20 protein-coding genes are annotated in these 26283 nt (G+C 58.8%); 8 read left to right on the top strand and 12 right to left on the bottom strand.

From position 1 onward, the window contains the following. Positions 1-72: 72 nt before the first annotated feature. The 5 genes from mnmE to rpmH all read right to left on the bottom strand — a co-directional run bounded on the left by mnmE (position 73) and on the right by rpmH (position 3875). The gene (mnmE, locus tag G505_RS0115375; protein WP_028110361.1) at positions 73-1434 is read right to left on the bottom strand and encodes a tRNA uridine-5-carboxymethylaminomethyl(34) synthesis GTPase MnmE; all 1362 of its coding nucleotides are present in this window, start codon (positions 1432-1434) and stop codon (positions 73-75) included. Positions 1435-1518: 84 nt separating this feature from the next. Beyond that, the gene (yidC, locus tag G505_RS0115370; RefSeq protein ID WP_028110360.1) at positions 1519-3132 is read right to left on the bottom strand and encodes a membrane protein insertase YidC; all 1614 of its coding nucleotides are present in this window, start codon (positions 3130-3132) and stop codon (positions 1519-1521) included. A 19-nt stretch (positions 3133-3151) separates the two neighbouring features. Next, positions 3152-3370, bottom strand: coding sequence for a membrane protein insertion efficiency factor YidD (yidD, locus tag G505_RS22820; RefSeq protein WP_084644026.1), 219 nt, complete (start codon positions 3368-3370; stop codon positions 3152-3154). Further along, positions 3322-3714 carry a ribonuclease P protein component gene (gene rnpA / locus G505_RS22815; RefSeq protein ID WP_157509243.1) on the bottom strand — a complete coding sequence of 131 codons (393 nt, stop codon included), beginning with the start codon at positions 3712-3714 and terminating at the stop codon, positions 3322-3324. The genes yidD and rnpA overlap by 49 nt, the downstream gene beginning before the upstream one ends. A 26-nt stretch (positions 3715-3740) precedes the next feature. Beyond that, positions 3741-3875, bottom strand: coding sequence for a 50S ribosomal protein L34 (rpmH, locus tag G505_RS0115360; protein WP_028110358.1), 135 nt, complete (start codon positions 3873-3875; stop codon positions 3741-3743). A gap of 417 nt (positions 3876-4292) precedes the next feature. Here rpmH and dnaA point away from each other — a divergent pair, with 417 nt between their 5' ends. From dnaA to gyrB, 4 genes are read left to right on the top strand one after another with little or no spacing between them, the layout of a single operon-like run. Then, positions 4293-5669: a chromosomal replication initiator protein DnaA gene (dnaA, locus tag G505_RS0115355; RefSeq protein ID WP_028110357.1), complete on the top strand. Its 1377-nt coding sequence runs from the start codon at positions 4293-4295 to the stop codon at positions 5667-5669. Between the two features lie 15 nt (positions 5670-5684). Continuing rightward, positions 5685-6785, top strand: a complete 1101-nt coding sequence (dnaN, locus tag G505_RS0115350; RefSeq protein ID WP_028110356.1) for a DNA polymerase III subunit beta — start codon at positions 5685-5687, stop codon at positions 6783-6785. Next, positions 6785-7849 (top strand): DNA replication/repair protein RecF, encoded by a 1065-nt coding sequence (gene recF, locus G505_RS0115345; protein WP_028110355.1) that lies wholly within the window; start codon positions 6785-6787, stop codon positions 7847-7849. Before dnaN ends, recF begins: the two co-directional genes overlap by 1 nt. Positions 7850-7863: 14 nt before the next feature. Beyond that, positions 7864-10278 carry a DNA topoisomerase (ATP-hydrolyzing) subunit B gene (gene gyrB / locus G505_RS0115340; RefSeq protein WP_028110354.1) on the top strand — a complete coding sequence of 805 codons (2415 nt, stop codon included), beginning with the start codon at positions 7864-7866 and terminating at the stop codon, positions 10276-10278. Positions 10279-10539: 261 nt separating this feature from the next. On the opposite strand, the gene G505_RS0115335 is transcribed toward gyrB, so the two are convergent. The 3 genes from G505_RS0115335 to glyQ all read right to left on the bottom strand — a co-directional run bounded on the left by G505_RS0115335 (position 10540) and on the right by glyQ (position 14793). After that, positions 10540-11577, bottom strand: a complete 1038-nt coding sequence (locus G505_RS0115335; RefSeq protein WP_028110353.1) for a GMP reductase — start codon at positions 11575-11577, stop codon at positions 10540-10542. Between the two features lie 225 nt (positions 11578-11802). After that, the gene (gene glyS / locus G505_RS0115330; protein ID WP_028110352.1) at positions 11803-13875 is read right to left on the bottom strand and encodes a glycine--tRNA ligase subunit beta; all 2073 of its coding nucleotides are present in this window, start codon (positions 13873-13875) and stop codon (positions 11803-11805) included. A gap of 6 nt (positions 13876-13881) precedes the next feature. After that, positions 13882-14793 carry a glycine--tRNA ligase subunit alpha gene (gene glyQ / locus G505_RS0115325; protein ID WP_028110351.1) on the bottom strand — a complete coding sequence of 304 codons (912 nt, stop codon included), beginning with the start codon at positions 14791-14793 and terminating at the stop codon, positions 13882-13884. Positions 14794-14915: 122 nt separating this feature from the next. Here glyQ and G505_RS0115320 point away from each other — a divergent pair, with 122 nt between their 5' ends. After that, positions 14916-15494, top strand: a complete 579-nt coding sequence (locus G505_RS0115320) for a DNA-3-methyladenine glycosylase I (RefSeq protein ID WP_028110350.1) — start codon at positions 14916-14918, stop codon at positions 15492-15494. A gap of 47 nt (positions 15495-15541) precedes the next feature. Here the strand turns inward: G505_RS0115320 and G505_RS0115315 are convergent, their stop codons facing one another. The 4 genes from G505_RS0115315 to fadB all read right to left on the bottom strand — a co-directional run bounded on the left by G505_RS0115315 (position 15542) and on the right by fadB (position 22670). Then, the gene (locus G505_RS0115315; RefSeq protein ID WP_028110349.1) at positions 15542-18718 is read right to left on the bottom strand and encodes an amidohydrolase family protein; all 3177 of its coding nucleotides are present in this window, start codon (positions 18716-18718) and stop codon (positions 15542-15544) included. A gap of 230 nt (positions 18719-18948) precedes the next feature. Further along, positions 18949-19194 (bottom strand): sulfurtransferase TusA, encoded by a 246-nt coding sequence (gene tusA / locus G505_RS0115310; protein ID WP_028110348.1) that lies wholly within the window; start codon positions 19192-19194, stop codon positions 18949-18951. Between the two features lie 147 nt (positions 19195-19341). Beyond that, a complete protein-coding gene (fadA, locus tag G505_RS0115305; RefSeq protein WP_028110347.1) occupies positions 19342-20505 on the bottom strand; it encodes an acetyl-CoA C-acyltransferase FadA in 1164 nt (387 codons plus the stop codon). 11 nt (positions 20506-20516) lie between these two features. After that, positions 20517-22670, bottom strand: coding sequence for a fatty acid oxidation complex subunit alpha FadB (fadB, locus tag G505_RS0115300; protein ID WP_028110346.1), 2154 nt, complete (start codon positions 22668-22670; stop codon positions 20517-20519). 196 nt (positions 22671-22866) lie between these two features. Here fadB and pepQ point away from each other — a divergent pair, with 196 nt between their 5' ends. Genes pepQ through G505_RS0115285 form a run of 3 tightly spaced genes read left to right on the top strand, consistent with a single transcriptional unit; the run spans position 22867 to position 26282 of the window. Further along, positions 22867-24186, top strand: a complete 1320-nt coding sequence (gene pepQ / locus G505_RS0115295; protein WP_028110345.1) for a Xaa-Pro dipeptidase — start codon at positions 22867-22869, stop codon at positions 24184-24186. After that, the gene (locus G505_RS0115290) at positions 24186-24797 is read left to right on the top strand and encodes a YigZ family protein (RefSeq protein ID WP_028110344.1); all 612 of its coding nucleotides are present in this window, start codon (positions 24186-24188) and stop codon (positions 24795-24797) included. The genes pepQ and G505_RS0115290 overlap by 1 nt, the downstream gene beginning before the upstream one ends. Before the next feature lie 27 nt (positions 24798-24824). Beyond that, positions 24825-26282, top strand: coding sequence for a TrkH family potassium uptake protein (locus G505_RS0115285; protein WP_028110343.1), 1458 nt, complete (start codon positions 24825-24827; stop codon positions 26280-26282). Position 26283: the final 1 nt, after the last annotated feature.

Below are 26283 nucleotides of genomic sequence, written 5' to 3'. Positions count from 1 at the left end.
TTGATGACCGGGTAAGTAAAGGAAAAAAAAAGGCGCCTGCTGGCGCCTCTTTAGGATTGAATCTGGTCCCCATTACTTACCGATACAGAAGGAGGAGAAGATCCGCCCCAGAAGGTCGTCAGAGCTGAACTCGCCGGTGATCTCCGACAGGGCCTGCTGAGCCAGCCTCAGCTCCTCAGCCAGCAGCTCCCCCGCCTGAAACACCTCCAGTTGTTCGCGGCCCAGTATCAGGTGCTCATCGGCCCTGGCCAGGGCTTCTAGATGGCGTCCCCGGGCCATGAAGCCCCCCTCGCCGGCTCCCTGGTAGCCCATACAGGCCTTCAGGTGCTGACGCAGCGGCTCCATCCCCTCTCCGGTCTTGGCGGAGAGCTTGAACAGGGGGTAGTCCTGTTGCTGCTCGGTGAGCTGATGTTCCCCGGTCAGGTCCAGTTTATTGCGGATGATGGTCAGTCCCATCTCCCTGGGGAGTCTGTCCATGAACTCGGGCCAGATCCTATGAGGATCGGTGTCGCTGGTTTCTGTGCCGTCCACCATCATCAATACCCGATCCGCCTGCTGGATCTCCTCCCAGGCGCGTTCGATGCCGATCCGCTCCACTTCATCACTGGCTTCACGCAGTCCGGCGGTATCGATGATGTGCAGCGGCATGCCATCGATGTGGATGTGTTCGCGCAGTACATCCCGGGTGGTGCCGGCGATGTCGGTGACGATGGCCGATTCCCGGCCGGCCAGGGCGTTGAGCAAACTGGATTTGCCCGCGTTGGGGCGACCGGCGATCACCACCTTCATCCCTTCGCGCATCAGGGCGCCCTGACGGGCACTGGCGCGCACCTCGGCCAGGGCATCCTGCACCTGTTGCAGGTCGGCGGCGATCTTACCGTCGGAGAGAAAATCCACCTCCTCGTCGGGAAAGTCGATGGCCGCTTCGACGTAGATGCGCAGCACGGTGAGCTGTTCCACCAGCCCGGTCACCTTGCCGGAAAACTCTCCCTGCAGACTCTTCAGGGCACTGCGGGCGGCCTGTTCGGAGGAGGCCTCGATGAGATCGGCAATGGCCTCCGCCTGAGCCAGATCCATCTTGTCGTTGAGGAAGGCTCGCTCGGAGAATTCGCCAGGCCGGGCGGAGCGCGCCAGTCCTGTGGCGATGACGGCCCGTTGCAGCATGTCCAGCACCACAGGGCCGCCATGTCCCTGCAGTTCCAGAACGTCTTCTCCGGTGAAGGAGTTGGGGGCCTTAAACAGCAGGGCGATGCCCTGATCCAGTTGTTGGCCCAGCTCATCCTTAAAGGGCAGGTACTCTGCCTGACGAACCTTGGGCACTCTGCCCAGCAGGGCCTTGGCCAGGGCCTCGGCGTTGGGGCCGGAGACGCGGATGATGCCGACGCCGCCACGACCAGTAGCCGTGGCCTGGGCCACTATGGTGTCTGTGGTGATGGTCATTGGGATAGGTTTTAAAGGGTTTTCTGTATTGTACAAAAAAAGGCGGCATCAATGCCGCCTTTTCAGAGTGAGGGTGGGTTACTTCAGGCCCTGAACTTCCAGGGAGCGGTAGATGTACCACTGCTGAGTAATGGCCACCAGGTTACCGACCAGCCAGTACAGAACCAGACCGGAAGGGAACCACAGGAAGAATACGGTGAAGATGACCGGCATGTACTGCATCATCTTCTGCTGCATGGGATCCATACCCGGAGCCGCAGGCTGCATCTTCTGCATCAGGAACATGGACGCACCCATCAGCAGAGGCAGGATGTAGTAGGGGTCTTTCACCGACAGATCGGTGATCCACAGCATGAAGGGTGCCTGACGCAGCTCGACGCTTTCCAGCAGTACCCAGTAGAAGGCGATGAAGATGGGGAATTGCAGCAGCAGAGGCAGACAACCACCCATGGGGTTCACTTTCTCTTTCTGATACAGCTCCATCATGCTCTGGCTCAGACGCTGACGGTCGTCGCCATACTTCTTCTTTAGCTCCTCCAGCTTGGGCTGCAGCTTACGCATCTTCGCCATGGAGGTGTACTGCGCCTTGGTCAGAGGGTACAGGGCGCCACGAACCAGCAGGGTCATGCCGATGATGGCCATACCCCAGTTCACCACAACGGATTGCAGGGCGGTCAGCAGCCAGTGCAGGGGCACGGCGATAAACCACAGCCAGCCGTAATCCACTACCAGGTTCAGAGTCTCTGACAGGGCGGACAGAGCCTGTTGATCCTTGGGACCGATGTACAGCTGACCGTCGAAGGTCGCTGTCTGGCCGGCACCCACGGTGGTCATAGGCTGTTTCACGCCGATGGCGCCTTCGCTGCTGCCATACACCTTGGAGTAGATGTCGTTCTGGCTGTCAGCGGAGGGAACCCAGGCGGTCACGAAGTAGTGCTGCAGCATGGCAACCCAGCCACCAGGGGTGACCTGGCCCAGGTTACGATCCTTCATGTCGTCGAAATCGTACTTGCTGTAGCGAGTCTCGGCAGTGCTGTACGCCGCGCCGCGGTAAGTGGGCATCATCATACTGCTTTCATCGGCAGTGATGCTCTGACGCAGTTCGGTGAACATCTGCATGGAGGCATTGTTCGCGGTCTGGTTGTCCACTTTGTACTCAACCCGGACATCATATTGTCCGCGGGTGAAGATAAAGCGCTTGTCGAAGCGAATGCCGTTGGCGTCCACGAAGGTCATGGGCACCACCAGTTCGCCCTGTTCACCCATGGTGAAGCTGTCGGCGCTGACCTGGTAAACCGGACGCTGGGCGGCAGAATCGGGGCCCTGGGCGCCGATCAGACCACTGCGGGCCACATAGTTGTAACCGTTGTGGCGCTGAAGCAGTTTCAGGGGCTCGATGGAGTCCTGAGTCACAGGGTACTTCAGCAGGGAGGATTCGATGACATCGCCACCCTGGGTGTCGATCACCAGCTTCAGGGTGTCGGTGGTCACGGTGACCAGCTTGCCTGAAGTGGAGATCTGCTCCGGCAGGGGTTCGACACCGGTGCCGGTGGGCACCTCATTGGATACCTGGGTGCTGCTCTGCTGAGCAACAGGCTGAGGTTGCGGGTTCTGATCTGCATTCCACTGTTGCCAGAGCAGGAAGCTGACAAACAGAAGACAGATCAGCAATAAATTACGTTGAGAGTCCATGGCCGGTTTAGCTCTACCTTTATTTCGCTGGAGGTATGGGGTCACGGCCACCCGGGTGCAGGGGGTGGCATTTCAATATTCGTCTTAATGCTAACCAACTTCCCTTCAAACAGCCATGAACAGTAATGGCCTCAATCGCATATTGAGAGCAAGTTGGCTGAAAGCGGCAATTTTGCCCCAGAAGTGGGCTCAGCAGCTTTTGGTAGAGTCGGATGAATCCGATGAGCAACTTTTGCATCGTTTCGAAAGCTTTTTTAGTAGCTTCTCTACCAGCTTGTGGAGAGTGGCATTGTCCAGGTCATCAACGCCCTTTTTGGCAATGGCAACAATGTCCACACCGGGAAGGTTATGCTGATGCAAGCGGAATTCGTCTCTGACTATACGCTTGATACGATTGCGTTGACACGCTTTTTTGACATGCTTTTTGGCCACAGTCAATCCCAACCGAGGATGGTTCAGGTCGTTGACTACAGCTAGAAGGGTCATGTGGGGATGTGCTGCCCGGACAGGGTTAGCAAAGACAGATTTGAATTGAGCGGGAGTCAACAGACGTAACTCCCGCTCAAAGGTATAACGCACCACTGATGCGCTTTGCATAATCTTAGCGATTAAGCAGACAGGCGAGCGCGGCCTTTGGCGCGGCGACGAGCCAGCACCTGACGGCCAGACTTGGTGGCCATGCGAGCACGGAAGCCGTGGTTGCGCTTACGCTTCAGAACGCTCGGTTGAAAAGTACGTTTCATAGCTTCTTACCGTTTAGTTAAGCTTCGACTCCCGCACAAGGCGGTGGAATCGGTTCAAAAAAGAGGCCGAATTCTACAAAAAGTCGACCTACTTAGTCAATCTGGAGATGGGGATTTTTCAATAAATCTCCTCACCCCCATGTCTTGTGGATAAAACTGTGTTCTCACCCCAAGATATAGACAGCACGATCGCGATCGGATCCTGCGGACGCGGAGTATAGTGTTTTTTGCGATCCCTTTCCAGTCCTTGTGGCTCAGGCAATTGAGCAAAGATCTCCGGGATCCTTTTCTGCAGATCTTTGGGTTAAAGATCAAGGATCAAAATTGGGGATAACTTAGGTAAATGGCTGGCGATCACCCTTTAGGAAGGGTAGAATTGTCGCCCTTGGGTGATCTTTTTTTTTCGGAGTAATTACGGTGACTTTGTCTGTTTGGCAGCAATGTGTAGCAACCCTTCAGGAGGAGCTGCCGGCTCAACAGTTCAGCATGTGGATACGTCCGCTTCAGGCTGAATTTGAAGATCAGACACTGACTCTGTATGCCCCCAACCGTTTTGTGCTCGACTGGGTCCGGGACAAATACCTGGATCAGATCAACAGTTATCTCCAGGGGGCCATGGGCGATCAGGCCCCCACCCTGAAATTTGATATCGGCAGTCGCCCCTCGGCCACCAAGGCCAGTGCACCCAAGCCGGTACAACCTGCCTCTCCAGTGCCCGTCCAGGCGGTGGGCAATGTGGAGCCGTCCCAGGTAACCCCCGTAGCCGGTGGCAACCGCAGTAACATCAACCGCACTTACCAGTTCGACAACTTTGTTGAGGGTAAATCCAACCAGCTGGCTCGGGCAGCGGCCACCCAGGTGTCCGACAATCCCGGCGGTGCCTATAACCCTCTCTTCCTTTATGGGGGAACCGGCCTGGGTAAAACCCACCTGCTGCATGCCGTGGGTAACGGCATCCTGAAGAACAACCCCAACGCCAAAGTGATCTACATGCACTCCGAGCGTTTTGTTCAGGATATGGTGCGGGCTTTGCAGAACAACGCCATCGCCGAGTTCAAACGCTACTACCGCAGCGTGGACGCCCTGCTGATCGATGACATCCAGTTCTTTGCCAACAAAGATCGCTCCCAGGAGGAGTTCTTTCACACCTTCAACGCGCTGTTGGAGGGCAACCATCAGATCATCCTGACCTCGGATCGCTATCCCAAGGAGATCGATGGGGTGGAGGACAGGCTGAAATCCCGGTTTGGGTGGGGCCTGACCGTGGCCATTGAGCCGCCGGAGCTGGAAACCCGGGTGGCGATCCTGATGCGTAAGGCTCAGGAGAGCAAGATCCACCTGCCTGACGAGGTGGCCTTCTTCATTGCCAAGCGTCTTCGCTCCAACGTTCGAGAGCTGGAGGGGGCACTGAACAGGGTGATCGCCAACGCCAACTTCACCGGCCGCCCCATCACCATCGACTTCGTCCGTGAAGCCCTGCGTGATCTGCTGGCCTTGCAGGAGAAGCTGGTGACCATCGACAATATTCAGAAGACAGTGGCCGAATATTACAAAATTAAAGTGGCGGACATTCTGTCAAAGCGGCGTTCCCGCTCGGTGGCCCGTCCTCGCCAGGTGGCCATGGCCCTGGCCAAGGAGTTGACCAACCACAGCTTGCCTGAGATTGGTGATGCCTTCGGTGGCCGGGACCACACCACGGTGCTCCACGCCTGTCGCAAGATCGAGCAGTTGCGGGAAGAGAGCCACGACATTAAAGAGGATTACGCCAACCTCATCCGGACACTTTCCTCTTAATCCAGAGAGACAAAGATGAAATTTTCCATTAACCGTGAAGCCCTGTTGAAGCCTCTGCAGCTGGTTTCCGGAGCCGTTGAGCGGCGACACAACCTGCCAATTCTCTCCAATGTGCTGATGGAAGTAAGTGATCACTTACTTAAACTGACCGGCACCGATCTCGAAGTGGAACTGGTGGGTCAGTGCCCCCTGGAAGGCGAGGTGATCCCCGGTCGCACCACGGTGCCCGCCCGCAAGTTTCTCGACATCTGCCGCAGCCTGCCTGACCTGGTAGAGATTCAGATCGAGCAGCAGGACAACCGGCTGATGATCCGCTCTGGCCGCAGTCGTTTCAACCTGACTACACTGCCCGCCGAAGACTACCCCAACATGGGGGACTGGCATGAGGAACAGCAGTTCACCCTGAAGCAGGGGGTGCTCAAGCAGCTGATTGAGGCCACTCAGTTCTCCATGGCCAACCAGGATGTGCGTTACTACCTGAATGGCATGCTGTTCGAGACCGAGGGCAGCGTCCTCAGGACCGTGTCTACCGACGGTCACAGGCTGGCGGTCAGTTATCGAAACATTGATGCCAACCTCCCCGAAAAGCAGGTTATCGTGCCGCGAAAAGGGGTGATTGAGCTGGTTCGCTTGTTTAACGAAGAAGACGCTGACATCACCCTGTGCATCGGTAACGGCAACATTCGTGCGGTGACCGAAGACGCCATATTCACCTCCAAGTTGGTGGATGGCCGTTTTCCCGAATACCGGCGAGTGCTGCCCCAGGGGGGAGACAAGGTGCTGATCGCGGACCGAGAGGTGCTTCGCAGCGCCTTTGCCCGCGCCGCCATCCTCTCCAACGAGAAGTTCCGGGGCGTTCGTCTGAACCTGGACAACAACGAATTGAAGATCACCGCCAACAATCCGGAGCAGGAGGAGGCGGTGGAGATGCTGGATGTCCAGTATCCCCACGGTGAGCTGGAGATTGGCTTTAACGTCAGCTACGTCCTGGATGTGCTCAACGCCCTGAAACGGGAACAGGTAAAGCTGATCATGAGTGACGCAAACTCCAGTGCCCTGTTCGAGAATGTGGAGGACGATGAGGCCCTCTATGTTGTGATGCCGATGCGGTTGTAATGGCCCTCAGTCAGCTCAGGCTAACCCACTTTCGTAATATCGAGTCCGCCGACCTGCAACCCGCCGGCGGTCTCAACCTTATCCACGGCGTCAACGGCAGCGGCAAGACCAGTGTGCTGGAGGCAATCTGGTTTCTGGGGCTGGGGCGCTCGTTTCGCAGCCTTCAGTCCCACAGGGTGATTCAGTATCAGCAGGACGCCTTTACCCTGTTTGCCCGCGTCGGTGATGAACGGCTAGGACTGCAGCGTAACCGTCAGGGCGAGGCAGAGGTCAGAATCAACGGTGAGCGACCGGAGCGAATGGCGGAACTGGCCAAGCTTTTGCCCCTGCAACTGATCACCCCGGAGAGCTTTGCGCTGTTGCTGGATGGCCCAAAGGCCAGACGTGAGTATATCGACTGGGGGGCCTTCCACAGCGATCCACAGTTTCACCTTGTTTGGGCGCGTTGCCGCCGATTGTTGAAGCAACGTAATCAACTGCTGAGGAACCAGGTGGAAGACAGACAGATCGCCATTTGGGATAAGCAGTTAGCTCAATACAGCCAGACCTTGACCGAGATGCGGCGGTCGTGGGTAAATTCGTTAAATGGCGTCTTGGAGGGTATAATAGGAACGTTTTTACCCCAGGTGCCTGTTCGTGTATCGTTCAGCCAGGGATGGGATTCTAAATCCGATATAGAACAAATACTTACTGAGCAACTCCAACGAGATAAACAGTTGGGGTATACGGTGTCCGGTCCCCATAAGGCGGATCTGCGACTCAGGGTCAACAACATTCCGGTACAAGATGTGCTGTCCCGGGGCCAGTTGAAACTGCTGGTCTGTGCTTTAAAGATTGCCCAAGGCGTACTGCTCAGTAAACAGCACAATAAGCAATGCATTTATTTAGTTGATGATTTGGCCTCCGAACTGGACGCTGAAAAGCGTACTCTGTTGCTCAGGCAACTGGAGCAGACCGGCAGCCAGGTCTTTGTGACCGCCATCGATCCCGAGCAGCTGACCATGATAGATTGGCAGCGCAAGTTCCACGTGGAACATGGCAGGGTCACGACAAAGGATAGTTAACCAGAGACAAGCGTATGTCAGAGCAAAGTTACGGATCCTCGAGCATTAAGGTCCTTAAGGGTCTGGACGCCGTTCGTAAGCGTCCGGGTATGTACATTGGTGATACGGATGACGGCACCGGCCTGCACCACATGGTGTTCGAAGTGGTGGACAACTCCATCGACGAAGCGCTTGCAGGGCACTGTAACGACATCATCGTGACCATCCACATGGATGGCTCTGTGTCGGTCCAGGATGATGGCCGGGGCATTCCGGTGGATATTCACCCGGAAGAGGGGGTGTCTGCGGCACAGGTGATCATGACCGTACTGCACGCCGGGGGTAAGTTTGACGACAACTCCTACAAGGTGTCCGGTGGTCTGCACGGTGTGGGTGTGTCCGTAGTTAACGCCCTTTCCGATAAGCTGGAACTGACCGTTCGCCGTCAGGGCAAGGTGCACCAGCAAATCTACCGTCTGGGTGAGCCTGAGGCACCCCTGGACTCCATTGGTGAGACAGACAAGACGGGTACCACTATCCGTTTCTGGCCAAGCCCCGGCACCTTCTCCGATATCGAGTTCCACTATGATATCTTGGCAAAGCGTCTGCGAGAGCTCTCCTTCCTGAACTCCGGTGTGTCCATCAAGCTGATGGATGAACGTGACGATAAGAGTGACCACTTCTGCTACGAAGGGGGCATTCAGGCGTTCGTTGAGTACCTGAACCAGAATAAGACACCCATCCATCCTACGGCGTTCAGCTTCAACAGCGAGCGTGAAGATGGCATCTCTGTCGAAGTGTCCATGCAGTGGAACGATGGGTTCCAGGAGAACATCTACTGCTTCACCAACAACATTCCTCAGCGTGATGGCGGTACTCACCTGGCCGGTTTCCGTGCCGCGCTGACCCGGACCCTGAACTCCTACATGGAGAAAGAGGGGTTCAACAAGAAGAACAAGACCAGCGCCACCGGCGACGACGCTCGTGAAGGTCTGACGGCGGTGATCTCCGTTAAGGTGCCGGATCCCAAGTTCTCTTCTCAGACCAAGGATAAGCTGGTTTCCTCCGAGGTGAAGTCCGCGGTGGAACAGACCATGGGTGAGAAGCTCAGCGAATACCTGATGGAAAACCCCAACGACGCCAAGTCGGTGGTCAATAAGATCATCGATGCCGCTCGTGCTCGTGAAGCCGCCCGTAAGGCCCGCGAAATGACGCGCCGCAAAGGCGCCATGGATCTGGCCGGACTGCCCGGCAAACTGGCGGATTGTCAGGAAAAAGATCCTGCACTCTCTGAAATCTACATTGTGGAGGGTGACTCGGCCGGCGGTTCCGCCAAGCAGGGTCGAAACCGCAAGACCCAGGCGATCCTGCCCCTGAAGGGTAAGATTCTGAACGTTGAGAAGGCTCGCTTTGACAAGATGCTCTCCTCCCAGGAGGTGGCTACCCTGATCACCGCCCTGGGCTGCGGCATCGGTCGCGAGGACTACGACCCTGAGAAGACCCGCTATCACAACATCATCATCATGACCGATGCTGACGTGGACGGTTCACACATTCGTACTCTGTTGCTGACCTTCTTCTACCGTCAGATGCCGGAACTGATCGAGCGTGGCTACGTCTACATCGCTCAGCCACCTCTCTATAAGGTGAAGAAGGGCAAGCAGGAGCGCTACATCAAAGATGAGCCGGCGCTGACGGAATACCTGACCACTCTGGCCCTGGAGAAGTCGTCTTTGCACGTCAATGCCGATGCCCCGGGTATCGCCGATACGGCTCTGGAGTCTCTGGTAAACCAGTACCGTGGTGTTGAAGCGGTGATTGATCGTCAGAGTCGTCGCTTCCCCCGAGAACTGCTGGGTGCCCTGGTCTACGCCGGGGGCGTTGCCGAAGCCCAGCTTCAGTCTGAGTCTGAGATGAAAGCATGGGGTGATGCGGTCGCCGAAGCGATCAACGACAAGAGCAGTGATGGTTCCTACTACCGAGCTGAAGTGGTGTTTGACGCCGAACGCAATGTCCAGCAGCCGCAGCTGGTACTGCGCCAGCACGGCATCGATCACGAGTATCTGCTGACCTACGACTTCCTCCAGTCTCCCGATTACCAGGCCATCGTCGCCCTGGGCAACGAGATTGCCGATCTGGTGGAAGAGGGCGGCTATGTTCGTCGTGGTGAGCGAAACCGCCCCGTGGATTCCTTCGAAGAGGCTTTGACCTGGCTGATGACCGAGTCCAAGCGTGGCCTCTACATTCAGCGCTATAAGGGGCTGGGTGAAATGAACCCTGAGCAACTTTGGGAAACCACCATGGACCCAGAGGCCCGCCGCATGCTGAAGGTGACCATTGAGGATGCCATCGCCTGTGACCAGCTGTTCACCACCCTGATGGGGGATCAGGTTGAGCCGCGTCGCGACTTCATCGAGAAGAACGCATTGCTGGCGAATCTGGACGTGTAATCACACACGACAGAGTATGAAAAGGGGTGCCTTGATGGCACCCTTTTTTATTGCCTTAAAGTGTCGACAGCCATCTTGAAACCTGGCGGCAACCGGCGTCCTGTCGTCCCAGGCGACAAGTCACATAGGTCGACACAGGCGCAGATACCAAGGCTGGCCAGAAGGTGTTCCACGTGGAACATTGGGAGCGACAAGGCGAGAAGAGAATGAAAAAGGGGGCGAATATGCCCCCGGCTCTGGGTCAATGTTCCACGTGGAACATCAATTAAACACCCGGTTTTCCTGCTCCTGGACCCGGATGAAGGTGGTGCGCTTTGACAGCTCCTTCAGTTTGGCGGCGCCCACATAGGTGCAGGTGGAACGCACGCCGCCAAGCACATCCTGAACCGTGGCTTCTACGTCGCCGCGGTATGGCACCATTACCGTCTTACCTTCGGAAGCGCGGTAGTTGGCGACGCCACCGGCGTATTTGCCCATGGCGGTGGCGGAGCTCATTCCGTAGAACGCCCGGTACTGTTTACCGTCCTTTTCGACGGCTTCGCCGCCACTCTGATCATGGCCGGCGAGCATGCCACCAATCATCACGAAGTCGGCACCACCGCCAAAGGCCTTGGAGACGTCGCCGGCGCAGGTGCAACCGCCGTCACTGATGATTTGGCCGCCCAGGCCGTGGGCCGCATCGGCACACTCGATCACAGCGGAGAGCTGAGGGTAGCCGACGCCGGTCTTTACCCGGGTGGTGCACACCGAGCCTGGGCCGATGCCAACCTTGACGATGTCGGCACCGCTGATCAACAGCTCTTCCACCATCTCGCCGGTGACCACATTGCCCGCCACAATCACTTTATCGGGGTAGTGCTGACGCACCTTACGCACGAAGTCCACAAAGCTCTGCTGATAGCCGTTGGCGACGTCGATGCAGATGAACCTCAGGGCAGGGTGCTGACACAGGAGTCGTTGCAGCTTGCCGAAGTCGTTGTCGGACACACCGGTGGACACCATGATGTGCTCGAAGAAATCGCTGTCCTTATCGGCCAGCCATTGCTGCCACTCCTCTTCACTGTAGTGCTTGTGCACCGCACAGAGCATCTTATGGCGGGCCAGGGCTTCGGCCATCTTAAAGGTGCCTACGGTGTCCATGTTGGCGGCGATGACCGGTACGCCGGTCCAGGGCTGCGGAGCGTGCTTAAAGATAAAGGTACGTTCAATATTGACCTGGGAACGGCTGGCCAGAGTAGAGCGCTTGGGGCGGAACAGGACGTCTTTAAAACCCAGTTTGATGTCTGCTTCAATATGCATGATCGATTCCCGAATACTACGAAATTGGGGGACAGGAATCGGTGGGATCTTTTGAGGAGTGCACCGATACACTGACCCATGAAAATGGTCGTACGCACCGGTTTTCGACATTATATGTCGAGTTACGCCAAAGACAACATAAATCGATCGAACACAGAGTTCCTGTTCAGGAACAATTAAAAAAAGGGCGCCATCTGGCGCCCTTTTGTGTTTTAAAACCCCGTCTTATTGCTGCAGCAGGGAGATATCGGCAGCCTGCATGAACAGGCCGCGCAGCTGCTTAAGCATCGCCAGACGGTTGGCCTTCAGGGCCGGGTCTTCGGCGTTGACCATCACCTCTTCGAAGAAGTTGTCGATGGTGTCACGCAGTCCGGCCAGAATCGCCAGAGCATCGCCGTAGTTGCCTTGGGCAAACAGAGGCTCAACCTTGCCCTTGGTATCGCTGATGGCGGCAGCCAGGGCCTTCTCAGCGGCTTCCTGCAGCAGGGCTTCGTCGATGTGGTCGGCGATGGCGGCATCGGATTTGGCCAGGATGTTACCCACTCGCTTGTTGGCGGCGGCCAGAGCCTGGGCTGCTTCCAACTGGCGGAATGCCTGAACCGCCTTCACGCGGCGATCGAACTCCAGGGGACGGCTGGGGCGCAGCGCCAGAACCGCTTGGATGACGTCAACCGGGTAGCCTTCATCCTGGTACCAGGCGCGGAAGCGACCCAGCATGAACTCCAGTACGTCATCGGCCACCTTGTCGTTGGTGAGCTTGTCACCGAACAGCTCCTGAGCCTTGGCGATGAGGTCGGCCAGATCCAGAGGCAGGGCCTTCTCTACGATGATGCGCAGGGCACCGATGGCGGCACGGCGCAGGGCGAAGGGGTCGGCGGCACCTTTAGGGGCCTGACCGATGCCGAAGATGCCCACCAAGGTATCCATCTTGTCGGCCAGGGCCAGGGCCTGAGCCACGCCGGAGGCGGGCAGATCGTCACCACTGTAACGCGGCATATACTGCTCGTTCAGGGCGATGGCCACCTCTTCCGCCTCGCCGTCGTGGCGGGCGTAATGCATGCCCATGATCCCCTGGGTGTCGGTAAACTCGAATACCATGGAGGTCATCAGGTCACACTTGCACAGCAGGCCGGCACGGGCGGCATGCTCGGTGTTGGCACCAATCTGGCCAGCGATGTACTCAGACAGGGCCAGGATGCGGTCTGTCTTGTCGCGCAGGGTGCCCAACTGCTTCTGGAACAGCACGCTCTGCAGACGCGGCAGTTGATCCACCAGCTGCTGTTTCTTATCGGTTTCGAAGAAGAACTCGGCGTCTGCCAGACGGGGACGCACCACCTTCTCGTTACCCTCAATCACCTGACGGGGATCTTTGGAGTCCACGTTGGCAACAAACAGGAAACGGGGCATCAGCTTGCCGTCGTTGTCATAGAGGGGGAAGTACTTCTGGTCACCCTTCATGGTGTAAACCAGGGCTTCGGCGGGCACGTTGAGGAACTTCTCTTCGAAGGAGGCCATCATCACCACAGGCCACTCGACCAGTGAGGTAACCTCCTCCAGCAGTTCATCATCCATGTCCGGATTGCCGCCGATCTCGGCCGCGGCGGCGATCAGGTCAGCCTTGATCTTGGCTTTACGCACCTCGTAGTCGGCAATCACCTTACCCTGCTCCTCGAGCAGAGCAGGGTACTGGGCAGCGTCGGCAATGGTCAGGCTTTGCTGGCCCATGAAACGGTGGCCTTTAAGCGTCAGGCCACTTTTCACATCCAGGATTTCGGCGTCCAGGGAGGTGTTACCCAGCAGCAGAGTCAGGGTATGCACAGGGCGGATAAACTGAGTCTCGGAGCTGCCCCAGCGCATCGCCTTGGGGATGGGCAGTTTGGACAGGGCTTCCTTGACCAGTTGTGGCAGCAGGGCGTCGGCGCCCTGGCCCTTAACCTCGGCCTTATGCAGCAGCCACTCACCCTTGTCGGTGACCATACGGTCGGCCTCGGCTACGGTGATGCCGTTGCTGCGGGCCCAGCCCTCGGCGGCCTTGGTGGGGTTGCCATCGGCGTCGAAGGCGGCTTTCACCGCCGGGCCGCGCTTCTCAACCACTTTGTCGGACTGGGACAGGGTCATCTCGGCGATCTTGACCGCCAGGCGGCGAGGGGAGGCAAACCATTCAACCTGACCGTGGGGCAGTTCCGCCTTGGCCAGCAGTTCCACCAGGTTGTCGCGAAACGCTTCACCCAGCTGTCGCAGTGCCTTTGGTGGCAGCTCTTCGGTGCCCAGCTCTACCAGAAATGTTTCAGTAGCCATTGTCTCTTACTGCTCCTTTTGGCACATGGGGAAGCCCAGGGCCTCGCGGGAGGCGTAGTAGGCTTCGGCGACGGACTTGGTCAGGGTGCGGATCCGCAGGATGTAGCGCTGACGTTCGGTCACGGAGATCGCCTTGCGGGCGTCCAGCAGGTTGAACGCATGACCCGCCTTGAGGATACGCTCATAGGCGGCGAGTGGCAGAGGCGCGTCCAGCTCCAGCAGGTGCTTGGCTTCCTTCTCACACTGGTCGAAGAAGGTGAACAGGAAGTCCACATCGGCGTGTTCGAAGTTGTAGGTGGATTGTTCCACCTCGTTCTGATGGAACACGTCGCCGTAGGTGGTCTTGCCCAGGGGGCCGTCGGACCACACCAGGTCATAGACGTTGTCCACGCCCTGCAGATACATGGCCAGACGTTCCAGGCCGTAGGTGATCTCGCCGGTCACCGGGCGACAGTCCAGGCCGCCTACCTGCTGGAAGTAGGTGAACTGGGTGATCTCCATGCCGTTGAGCCACACTTCCCAGCCCAGGCCCCAGGCGCCCAGGGTGGGGTTTTCCCAGTTGTCTTCGACGAAACGGATGTCGTGAACCTCGGTGTCCAGACCGAGCTCGCGCAGGGACTCCAGGTACAGCTCCTGAATCTCAGCCGGAGAGGGCTTGATGATCACCTGGAACTGGTAGAAGTGCTGCAGCCGGTTAGGGTTCTCACCGTAACGACCGTCGGTAGGACGGCGGGAAGGCTGCACATAGGCGGTGGCGATCGGCTCGGGGCCGATGGCACGCAGGCAGGTCATGGGGTGGGAAGTACCCGCACCCACTTCGATGTCCAGCGGCTGCACTATGGTGCAACCCTGGCGAGCCCAGAAGTCCTGCAACTGCAGGATCAGACCCTGGAAGGTCTTGACGTCAAACTTTTGCATGGGGTATCACCTGGATACGTCTAAATGGCGTGAAACTTGCGCGAAATGGGCAATAGTATACCTTCCTAGAGGCCGGGTATGTAGGCTAATTTTTGTCGTCTTGAGTAAGGAATAGGGAATCGATGGATAAGCAACGTTGCTCCTGGTGTGGAGAGGACCCCCAATATGTCGAGTATCACGATACTCAGTGGGGCAGACCGGTTACCGATGGCCGAGAACTCTTTGCCAAGTTGTGTCTGGATGGGCAGCAGGCGGGACTCTCTTGGCTGATCATCCTGCGTAAAACCGCGCGTTACTACGAAGTGTTTGAGCAGTTCGAGCCGGCACGCATCGCCCTGTTCGATGAGGAGCGGGTCGAACAGCTGCTGCTGGATCCGGGCATTGTCCGCAACCGGCTCAAGGTGAACTCCATCATCAAGAACGCCCGGGCTTACCTGAAACTGCAGGAGCAGGGGGTCGATTTCTCTGAGTTTCTGTGGTCCTTCACCGGACACAAGACCCTGGTGAACGCCCTCGAGCCGGGTCAGCCATACCCGACCTCCAGTCCGGAATCGGACGCCATGAGCAAGGCTCTCAAGAAAGCGGGCTTCAACTTCGTGGGAACCACCATCTGCTACGCCTTCATGCAGGCGGTGGGGATGGTGAACGACCATCTGGTGACCTGCCCATCCTATGAGGAGTGCCTGACGCAGGCGAGATAGCCAAAAAGAGAGGGCTCAGATGAGCCCTCTGGTCTTAGTGTGAGCCTCTACCTTTCAAAGTAGAAGGGGGACCTTTCCCGCTTGCGGCCATTGAGCTCATTCATTGACACCGCATCATAGAGCCGGCCACCTACCATGGTGTGGGTCACCCTGTCGCTGTGGCGGATGTCCTGCAGTGGGTTGCCGTCGATAACGATCAGGTCCGCCAGCTTGCCGGGCTCGATGCTGCCCAACTGATGGTCCATGCCGAAGTGCATCGCCGGGTTGATGGTGGCGGTCTTCAGGGCCTCCAGGTTGCTCATCCCTCCCTGGGCGAACATCCAGATCTCCCAGTGGGCCCCGAGGCTTTCGCGCTGGCCGTGGGCACCGATGTTGGCATGAACACCCAGCTGGCCAAGTTCATTGGCAACCCGGGCCACATTGAAGTGGTTGTAATGCTCATCCGGTGCCGTGGTGCGGCGCATGGCCCTGGGCCTGAGAATCTCCTGGGGCACATACTTGGACAGGCGAGGGTGCTTCCATACTTCGGTCTTGTCGTACCAATAGTGTTCGCCCCAGATGCCGCCGTAAGCCACTACCAGGGTGGGGGTGTAACCGACTTCGGTCTGGCTCCAGAACTGCTTGATATCGTCATAGACCGCTGCCACGGGGATGGCGTGCTCCACCCCTGTGTGACCGTCGGCAATCATCGACAGGTTGTGCTGCAGCAGACTGCCCCCTTCGGGGACCACCATCATCTCCAACTCGCGGGCCGCGGCAATGATCTGCTGTCTCTGGTTGCGCCTGGGTTGGTTGTAACTCTTTACCGAGAAGGCGCCCACTTTTTTCAGACGTTCCAGGTGAAATTTGGCGTCATCCAGGCTGTCCACATGAGAGGTGTAGCCCGGGATATTGGCACCATAGAGTATGGTGCCGGTGGAGAAGAGGCGGGGCCCGGTCACTTCGCCGGCCTTCTGCAGCTCACTGGCGGAGAACACCTCGGTGGTGTCGTTGGAGGGGTCGTGGATACTGGTGACTCCCAGAGCCAGGCTGGCGTAGTTGATGCGGTTCTGTCTGGGGATGATCTCGTTGCTGCCCTGACCACCATGGGCATGGGCATCGAACAGCCCGGGCATCAGGGTTTTGCCCCGGATGTCGATCACCTGGGCATCCTCAGGGACCGGAACGTCACTGCGTTGGCCTACGGCGATGATGGTGTTGTCTTTCACCACCACCACGCCATCTTCAATGACCTTATCTCCCTCCATGGTGACAACCCGGCCGCCGGAAAAGACGATGGTTCCACGTGGAACATAGGTGTCCGAGCGAAAGCCGATCTCGGTCATCTGAGCCTGGGTGTCACCCTCGAAGCCCAGAGTAAACAGCTCGGAGATGCCCACCTGGTAAAGCTCCGGCCCCAGGGACCAGTAGAGAGACTGACTGTCGCCGCTCCAGTTGATGTTCTCACCGGCTCGCTGGGACAGCTGCTTTACCGGCAGTCCGCCCCCGTCCGGGCCGATGTGCAGGGTTTCACCATGCTGGCCGAAAGGGGTGACAAAGACGTTGAATCGCTCGGCAAAGGCAAGGCGATCACCATTGGGGGAGACGTGGAACTCGGTGGCGTGGTCGGAAGTAAAGTGCACCCGCTTGTCGAACCCCTGGAGGTTGATGGAGACCAGGGCGGGTTTGCCCTCTGCCAGATCGGTGAGGAACAGCCGGTCTGAACTGGCTCCGAAGTGAGGCATGCTGCCGCTGTCGCTGACCAGGCGGGGGACGCCGCCCTTGGCCGGGATGGCGTAGACGCCGGGGTCTCTGTCCCAGGTGGGGGAGGTGATGTAACCGCCGGTTGCCTTACGGAATACCACGCTGTTGCCATCCGGGCTGAAGGCGGGTTCCACGTACTTGCCCGGTTCCTCGGTCAGGGTGGTGATCTTGCCACGGCGCAGATTCATCACCTTGATGGCGCCCTGTTTGTCATCCTCCCAGGTGACGAATACCAGGGATTTGCCATCGCGGGAGAAACGGGGGAACAGCTCGAAGGCGTCCTTTTCCCGGGTCAGCCGCTTGGGCTTGCCGTCGGGCAGGCTGCGCTGCCACAGCTTGCCCAGGGCCTCAAACACCACCCGCTTGCCGTCTGGAGACACCTGAACCTGACGCAGCATCTTCACCTGGAACTGATCTGGGTCCAGTGTCTGGGCAAACCGTACCGCCGGTTGCACCTGCTTTTGGGTGCTGACGTGGAAGGGAATCACCTGGCTGTCGCCATTGTCGAGATCCAGCCTGTGGATCTTGCCACCGGCCCAGAACACCAGGGCATCGCTGTCCGGGGTCCACGCCAGGGTGGGATAGACGCCATGGATGGCCCAGGTTTCTTGCATATCCCTGTCCAGATTACCGTAAACCTTGCGCTTCTCTCCGGAAGCCAGGTCATAGAGATAGAGGCTGGACTGGAAACCATCCCGGCTGATGTAAGCCAGGGTCTTGCCATCCGGACTCGGGGTGGGGCGGATGGCGCCGCCGGTGCTGCTGAGCAGCACTTCAATTTCGCCGCTTTCCCGGTCGTAGCGCTTGATCTTGTAGATCCCCTGGACCGAGTCCTTGGAGTAGTGGAAGGTCTTGCCCGGGGTGGCGTCCTGAGAGAAGTAGATGTAGCGGCCATCGGGAGAGAAGGCGGGTTCACCCAGGTCTTTCTGGTCGTTGGGGCGCTCGGTCAGTTGTATGCCGCTGCCACCCTGGATGTGATACATCCACACCTCGCCGGCCCCCAGGCTGCGGGCGGCGGTGTAGTGTTTTCGGCCCACCAGATACTGCCCATCGGGGCTCCAGGCCGGGCTGTTGAGCAGCCTGAAGGACTCTTCGGAGACCGGACGAGGGTCGCTGCCATCCGCCTTCATGATCCACAGGTTGTCACCGCCATCCTGGTCTGAGGTGAAGGCGATGTAGTTGCCGTCCGGACTGAACCTGGGCTGCATGTGCCAGGCAATGCCCTTGATCAGCGGGGTGGCTTCTCCTCCGGTTATCGGCATGGCATAGATGTCCCCAAGCAGGTCGAACACCAGGGTCTTACCGTCCGGACTGATGTCCAGGTTCATCCAGGTGCCCTGGGTGACATCGATGTTGATCTTCTGCAGAGGCCCCTGGGGCTGATTGACGTCCCAGCCGGGGGATTCGTTGGCCTGGACCGGTCCGGTGCAGGCCAGGCCGACCGCCAGCAGGGCGGCATAGAGGGGGGTGAGAGCTGACATAGGGTTCCCTGTCTTTGTCTTTATTCGCTGGAGACCGAGTCTACTGAATGGCCGGGGTGGTGAATACTTCCCAGTCGTTGACGCTTTAGGGGGATCCTCTGGGGGGGCATTCAACGGCCATTGATGGTGCTCAGAATCGGCGCAGGGTCGGAGGATTCGCCGAGCAGGCACAAAAAAAGCCGTGATAAACGGCTTTTTTGCAATGGAGTGTGTCCTTAGGAGCGCAGGGACTAACCGCCCTTGCGAATCAGGTACTGATAGGGGGCCTGGTCGGTCTGGCTGGCCACCAGGGTGTGGTCCATAAAACGACAGAAGCTGGGGATGTCCCTGGTGGTGGAGGGGTCATCGGCGGTGATCAGCAGGGTCTCACCCTGAGCCATAGTCCGCACCGCCTTACGCACCATCATAACCGGTTCAGGGCAGCGCAGCCCGATGGCATCCAGAGTGTGTTTGGCGTCGGTGAAGGTGTCGGACATGGGGTCTACCAGATTCAATAAACAGGGCGGTAATGATACGCCGCTGGCGTGATGACGCAAGAGATGGCGGCCGGCTGAACATAATTTGTGCAGAGGGATCACAAAAAAAGGGGAAGCACAGGCTTCCCCTTGGGTCTGAGTTGGCGGTTATGCCCGCTCGAAGACGGTGGCGATCCCCTGACCCAGGCCAATGCACATGGTGGCCAGGCCTAACTGGACGTCGCGATGTTCCATCAGGTTGATCAGGGTGGTGGAGATGCGCGCACCGGAGCAGCCCAGAGGGTGCCCCAGGGCGATGGCGCCACCGTTGAGGTTGACCATGTCATCCATCTTATCCAGCAGCCCCAGGTCCTTGGCACAGGGCAGGGACTGGGCGGCAAAGGCTTCATTGAGCTCAACCTGCTGAATGTCCGCCATGGTTAGGCCACTGCGTTTCAGCGCCTTCTGAGTGGCGGGCACCGGGCCGTAGCCCATGATGGAGGGATCACAGCCGGCGATGGCCATGGCACGGATGCGGGCACGGATTGGCAGACCCAGGGCCTTGGCCCTCTCTTCACTCATCAGCAGCATGGCGGAGGCGCCATCGGACAGGGCGGAGGAGGTGCCGGCGGTGACGGTACCGTTGACCGGGTCAAACACCGGGCGCAGGGCGGACAGGCTTTCGGCGGTGGTTTCCGGACGAATCACCTCATCCTGAGTCACCTGAATCAAAGTGCCGTCGCCATCGTGCCCCTCGATGGGGACGATCTCATTGGCAAAACGTCCTTCAAGGGTGGCCTGATGGGCCAGCTGATGGGAGCGTGCACCAAACTCATCCTGAGCCTGGCGGCTGATGCCGTGCATCTTACCCAGCATCTCCGCAGTCAAACCCATCATGCCCGCGGCCTTGGCCACGTTGTTGGCCAGGCCGGGGTGGAAGTCGACACCGTGGTTCATGGGAACATGGCCCATGTGCTCGACACCGCCAACGATAAAGACGTCGCCCTGGTCCAACATGATGGCCCGGGCTGCATCGTGAATCGCCTGCATGGAGGAGCCGCACAGCCGGTTGACGGTGACGGCGCCCACGCTCTTGGGCAGGCCAGCCAGCAGGGCGGCGTTACGGCCGATGTTGAACCCCTGCTCCAGGGTCTGCTGCACACAGCCCCAGATCACATCCTCAATCTCGTTGGGATCCACCTTGGGGTTGCGCTTGAGCAGCTGCTTCATCAGTTCCGCTGACAGGGTCTCAGCACGAACGTTGCGGAACACCCCACCCTTGGATCGTCCCATGGGGGTGCGGATGCAATCGACGACTACCGCATGTTTCATTGCCAATCTCCTTATTTAGCGGGGTAGAAACGGTCGCCGGCGGCGGCCATTTCGCGCAGTTTGTCGGTAACCTGGTACATCTCGCCCAGGTGAGCAAAGCGGTCAGCCATGGCCACGAACTTGTCCAGTCCCAGGGTGTCCAGGTAGCGGAATACGCCGCCGTGGAAGGGCGGGAAACCGATGCCGTAGACCAGGGCCATGTCCGCTTCTGCCGGGGTGGCCACGATGCCCTCCTCGAGGCAGCGCACGGTTTCATTGATCATTGGGATCATGGTGCGGGCGATGATCTCTTCGGCCTCGAACGCCTTGGTGTCGCCATAGGCCTCCTTGAGGGCGGCAAGGGTGAATTCGTCCACGCTCTTCTTCGGCTTGCCCTTGCGATCCGGGGCGTACTGATAGAAGCCCTTGCCGTTCTTCTGACCGAAGCGCTCCGCCTCGAACATGATGTCTACGGCGTCACGGAAGGTCTTGCTCATGCGGGTGGGGAATCCTTCGGCCATCACCGCCACCGCATGGTGGGCGGTATCGATACCGACCACGTCCAGCAGGTAGGCGGGACCCATGGGCCAGCCAAACTGCTTGCTCATCACCTTGTCCACCTGCTGGAAGTCGGCGCCGTCGCGCAGCAGCAGGTTGAAGCCAAAGAAGTAGGGGAACAGCACCCGGTTAACGAAGAATCCGGGGCAGTCGTTGACGACGATGGGGGTCTTGCCCATCTTGGCGGCGTAGGCCACCACGGTAGACACCGTCTCTTCACTGCTGTGCTCGCCACGGATGATCTCCACCAGGGGCATGCGATGCACCGGGTTGAAGAAGTGCATGCCGCAGAAGTTCTCAGGGCGCTTCAGGTTCTTGGCCAGGGCATTGATGGAGATGGTGGAGGTGTTGGAGGTCAGCACTGCATCATCACGCAGAATCTCCTCCGCTTCCGCCAGCACGATTCCCTTCACCTTGGGGTTCTCTACCACCGCTTCCACCACCACGTCGGCGTGCTTGATGGCGGAGTAGTCCAGGCTGGGGACGATGCTGTTGAGAACACCGGCCATCTGGGCGGGCTTCATGCGGCCACGCTCCACCTGTTTGGCCAGCAGCTTGGCGGCTTCGTTGAGCCCCAGTTCCAGGGCGGGCTGGGCGATGTCCTTCATCACCGCAGGCACGCCTTTGCGGGCCGACTGGTAAGCGATGCCGCCACCCATGATGCCTGCGCCCAAAACGGCGGCACTGTTGACCGGACGCGCCTGTTTGCCCGCTCTCTTGGCTTTGCCTTTGACATATTGGTCGTTGAGAAAGATGCCCACCAGGGCCTGGGCGACGTCGCTCTTGGCCAGCTTGATGAAGGCGGCTGCTTCCCCCTGCAGGGCTTCGGCGCGGCCGCAACCGGCCACCTGCTCCAGTAGTTTTACCGCGGCATGGGGGGCCGGGTAGTGCGGACCCGCCTTCATGGCCACCATCCCTTTGGCGGTGGTGAAGGACATGGTGGCTTCAATTTTGGACAGACTCAGCGGCGACAGCTTGCGCTGGCGGCGTGCCTGCCAGTCAATATCGCCATTGATGGATTGCTGCACCATCTTAACGGCGGATTCCATCAGTTTTTCGGGTGTGGTGACCGCATCCAGCGCCCCCACCTTCAGGGCCGCGTCGGCGCGGTTTTCCTGACCCGTGGTGATCCACTCCATGGCGTTATCGGCACCAATGATGCGGGGAAGGCGTACGGTGCCGCCAAAGCCCGGGATGATCCCCAGTTTGGTCTCCGGCAGCCCGATGCGGGCACTGCTGTCACCCACCCTCAGGTCACAGGCCAGAATCGCTTCACAGCCGCCGCCCAGGGCGAAGCCGCGGATCGCCGCCACTGTGGGTACGGGAAGGTCTTCCAGCTTGTTGAAGATGGCGTTGGCTTCCACCAGCCAGTTGCCGAGCACCTCTTCCGGCTCGGCAAACAGGCCGAGGAATTCGGTGATGTCGGCGCCAACGATAAAGACATCCTTGCCGCTGCTGACCACCAGCCCCTTAAGGCCAGATTCCTGCTGAAGTGCGGTGAGGGCCTGATCGAAATCGTTCAGTGTGGTTCGGTCGAACTTATTCACTGAACCCTCAGCGTCAAAACAGAGGTTGGCGATACCGGGCTCCAGCCAGCTGACCTTAATGGTGCTGCTTTGATAAATCATGCTTGGTTTCCTTTTTACCGCGGGGGGTCACGTCCGAATTGGTGACCGATTACTCAAAGTGTGTCCTGCGTCACAGTAAATTGCAACACCTATTTAAAACGCTTGTTTGATATCCGTGGCGGCTCAGTTCCTGAGCTGCCTTTGGGACTGTGTTACACTGCCGCCACAGATCACTATCACGACAACAGAGAGAGTCATGGACCGTTTCGCTCCCCTCTATCAGGACCATCTGGCCACCCTGACCCGACGTGCAGAAACCCTGCTGAACAGGCATGGGCTGCAAGGGCTGGTGATTCACGCCGGTGTGCCTCAGAGAATCTTCCTGGATGACATGGATTACCCGTTCAAGGTGAACCCCCATTTCAAACACTGGGTACCGGTAACTGACAACCCTCACTGTGTGTTGCTGATCCGTCCATCCCAGAAGCCGGCTCTGCTGTTCTACCGCCCGGTGGACTTCTGGCACAAGGTGCCGCCGTTGCCTCAGGGGTTCTGGACCGAGGCGGTCGATATCAAAGTGATAGAGAAGCCGGAGCAGGCGCGAGCCTTGCTGCCGGATGACCTGTCTGCTTATGCCTTTATCGGAGAGGCGACGGAGCTGGCGGGGCAGTGGGGCATGGAGCAGGTGAATCCTCAGCCGGTGATGGACTATCTGCATTATCACCGTGCGTACAAGACCGACTATGAGCTGGCCTGCATGCGCATCGCCAGTGAGATTGCCGTCTGCGGCCATGAGGCTGCGCGTGATGCCTTCTTCGGTCAGAAGAGTGAGTTCGACATTCAGTTGGCTTACCTGAGTGCCACCGCCCAGGGGGAGAACGAGGTGCCTTACGGCAACATCGTTGCCCTCAATGAGAACAGTGCCATCTTGCACTACACCGCTCTGGAGCGGGTGGCGCCGAAGCGGATGCGCAGCTTCCTGCTGGATGCCGGTGCCAGCTTCCATGGTTATGCGTCCGACATTACCCGGACCTACGCCTTCGACCCGGATAGCCGTTTTGCGGAGCTGGTGGCGGCCATGAATGAGCAGCAACTGGCCATTATCGACACCATCAAACCGGGCATGGCCTACACCGAGCTGCACCTGGATATGCACCAACGAGTGGCCCAGCTGCTGAGCCGCTTCGAGCTGGCCTCGGGGTCCACCGAAGCCCTGATCGCCGAAGGGGTGACCGCCGCGTTTTTCCCTCATGGCCTGGGTCACCAGATCGGCCTGCAGGTGCACGATGTGGGCGGTTTCATGCAGGATGAGCTGGGAACCCATCTGGCGGCTCCCGGCGCCCATCCTGCCCTGCGCTGCACTCGCACATTGGAACCGGGTATGGTGCTGACCATTGAGCCTGGCCTCTATGTCATCGATACCTTGCTGGCGGGCCTCAGCGCCAGCGCCAAGGGGATGCTCAACACCTCGATGATCGACGAGCTTCGTCCTTACGGAGGCATCCGCATCGAGGATGATGTGGTGGTCCATGGCGACCGAATTGAAAACCTGACCCGGGATCTTGGGCTGGCCTGATGAGCGCCGGATTCCAGGTGCCCGCCCGCTTTTATGAGGTGGAGGAGGTGATTAAGCGCAGTCGCTTTATCACCTGGGTGGCCCATGTCTCCGAGGGCAGACAGGCCCGTGAGCTGCAACAAAGGGCCAGGGAGTTGCACCCGGAGGCCAGCCATCATTGCCTGGCTTTCAATGCCGGTCCTCCCGGGGATACCCGAGATATTGGTGCCAGTGACGATGGGGAGCCGGCGGGAAGCGCCGGTCGGCCCATGCTCAATGTGGTGCTGGGGGCCGAGGTGGGTCAGCTGGCGGTGGTGGTGATTCGCTACTATGGTGGCACCAAACTGGGGGTTGGCGGGTTAGTACGTGCTTACTCCGGTGGGGTGAAACTGGCCCTGGACACATTGCCCACCTGTGCCTACGTGCCCATGGTACAGGGCAGGATTCGGGTGGATTACGCCGATCAGCCCACCCTGGAACATTGGCTGGGTCACTTTGATGGCAAAATTATTTCCCAAGATTTTGAACAACAAGTAACTTATAGCCTGGCGTTGCCCGAGGAACAGAGGCAGCGCTTCGCTTTACAACTGGCCCAGAGTAGTCAGGGCCGACTGCAGGTTGAGTGGGACTGACCCCGGACAAGAACAGCTGACACACAGATGCAATATCGATCGATAGTTCGAATCATCGGCCTGTTGGTGATGCTTTTTAGCCTCACCATGGTGCCACCGGCCCTGGTTGCCGTGATCTACAAGGATGGAGAGGGCGCCACCTTCATGCAGGCGCTGGTGATCAGTCTGGTGATAGGGCTGATCGCCTGGTACCCGAACCGCAATATCAGGGAGGAGCTCAAGGCCCGTGAAGGGTTCTTGATCGTGGTTCTGTTCTGGACGGTGCTGGGGTCCATTGCGGCCATCCCCTTCCTGCTCTCCTCGGAGCCGGATCTGACCGTCACCAATGCCTTCTTCGAAGCCTTTTCTGTCTTGACCACCACCGGGGCGACGGTGATCACCGGCCTGGAGCATCTGCCCAAGGCGATTCTGTTTTATCGTCACCTGCTGCAGTGGCTGGGTGGCATGGGGATCATTGTACTGGCGGTGGCGGTGCTGCCGATGCTGGGCATTGGTGGCATGCAGCTCTATCGCTGTGAAACCCCGGGTCCGGTGAAGGACAATAAGATGACCCCCCGCATCGCCGAAACCGCCAAGGCGCTGTGGTACATCTACCTGGCGCTGACGCTAGCCTGTGCCGGAGCCTACTGGTTGGCGGGCATGAGCGCATTTGATGCCCTGGGGCACAGTTTCTCTACCGTCTCCATCGGTGGCTTCTCCAGCTACGATGACTCCATTGGGGCCTTCGACAGCCAGTTGGTCAATACCATCTGTGTGGTGTTTCTGCTGATCGCCGGGGTGAACTTCAGCCTTCATTTCGGTGCCTTCAGCCGCCGGGGCATCAACCTGAAGAACTACTGGCGTGACGCTGAGGTCCGGGTGTTCCTGTTGTTCCAGCTGATCCTGACCCTGCTCTGTTTTTTGGTGTTGCTGGACAGCGGCATCTACGACTCACCGGAGTCGACGCTGGACTATGCCCTGTTCCAGGCGGTCTCCATCTCCACCACCGCAGGCTTTGGTACCCACAGCTTCTCCGAATGGCCGCTGTTCCTGCCGGTTCTGCTGATACTGTCGAGCTTTGTGGGGGGCTGCGCCGGCTCTACCGGCGGCGGCATGAAGGTGGTGCGTTTTATTCTGCTGCTGTTGCAGGGGGGGCGTGAGCTCAAGCGCCTGGTTCACCCCAGGGCGATGTTCTCCATTCGTTTGAATAACAAGGCGGTACCAGACCGGGTTATCGATGCGGTGTGGGGCTTCTTCGCCGCCTACGCCCTGGTGTTTGCCATCTGCCTGGTGGCACTGCTGGCCACAGGACTGGATGACATTACCGCGTTCAGTGCCACGGCGGCCTGCCTGAATAACCTGGGGCCGGGTCTGGGGACGGTGGCATCCCACTACGGTGACATCGGCGACGTGGCTAAGTGGATCCTGGTGTTGGCCATGCTGTTTGGCCGACTGGAGATCTTTACCCTGCTGGTGCTGTTCACCCCGGCATTCTGGAAGAGCTAAG

It is taken from the genome of Ferrimonas futtsuensis DSM 18154, assembly GCF_000422645.1.
Classification (GTDB): Bacteria; Pseudomonadota; Gammaproteobacteria; order Enterobacterales; family Shewanellaceae; genus Ferrimonas; species Ferrimonas futtsuensis.
This window is presented reverse-complemented; position numbering and strand designations above follow the sequence as displayed.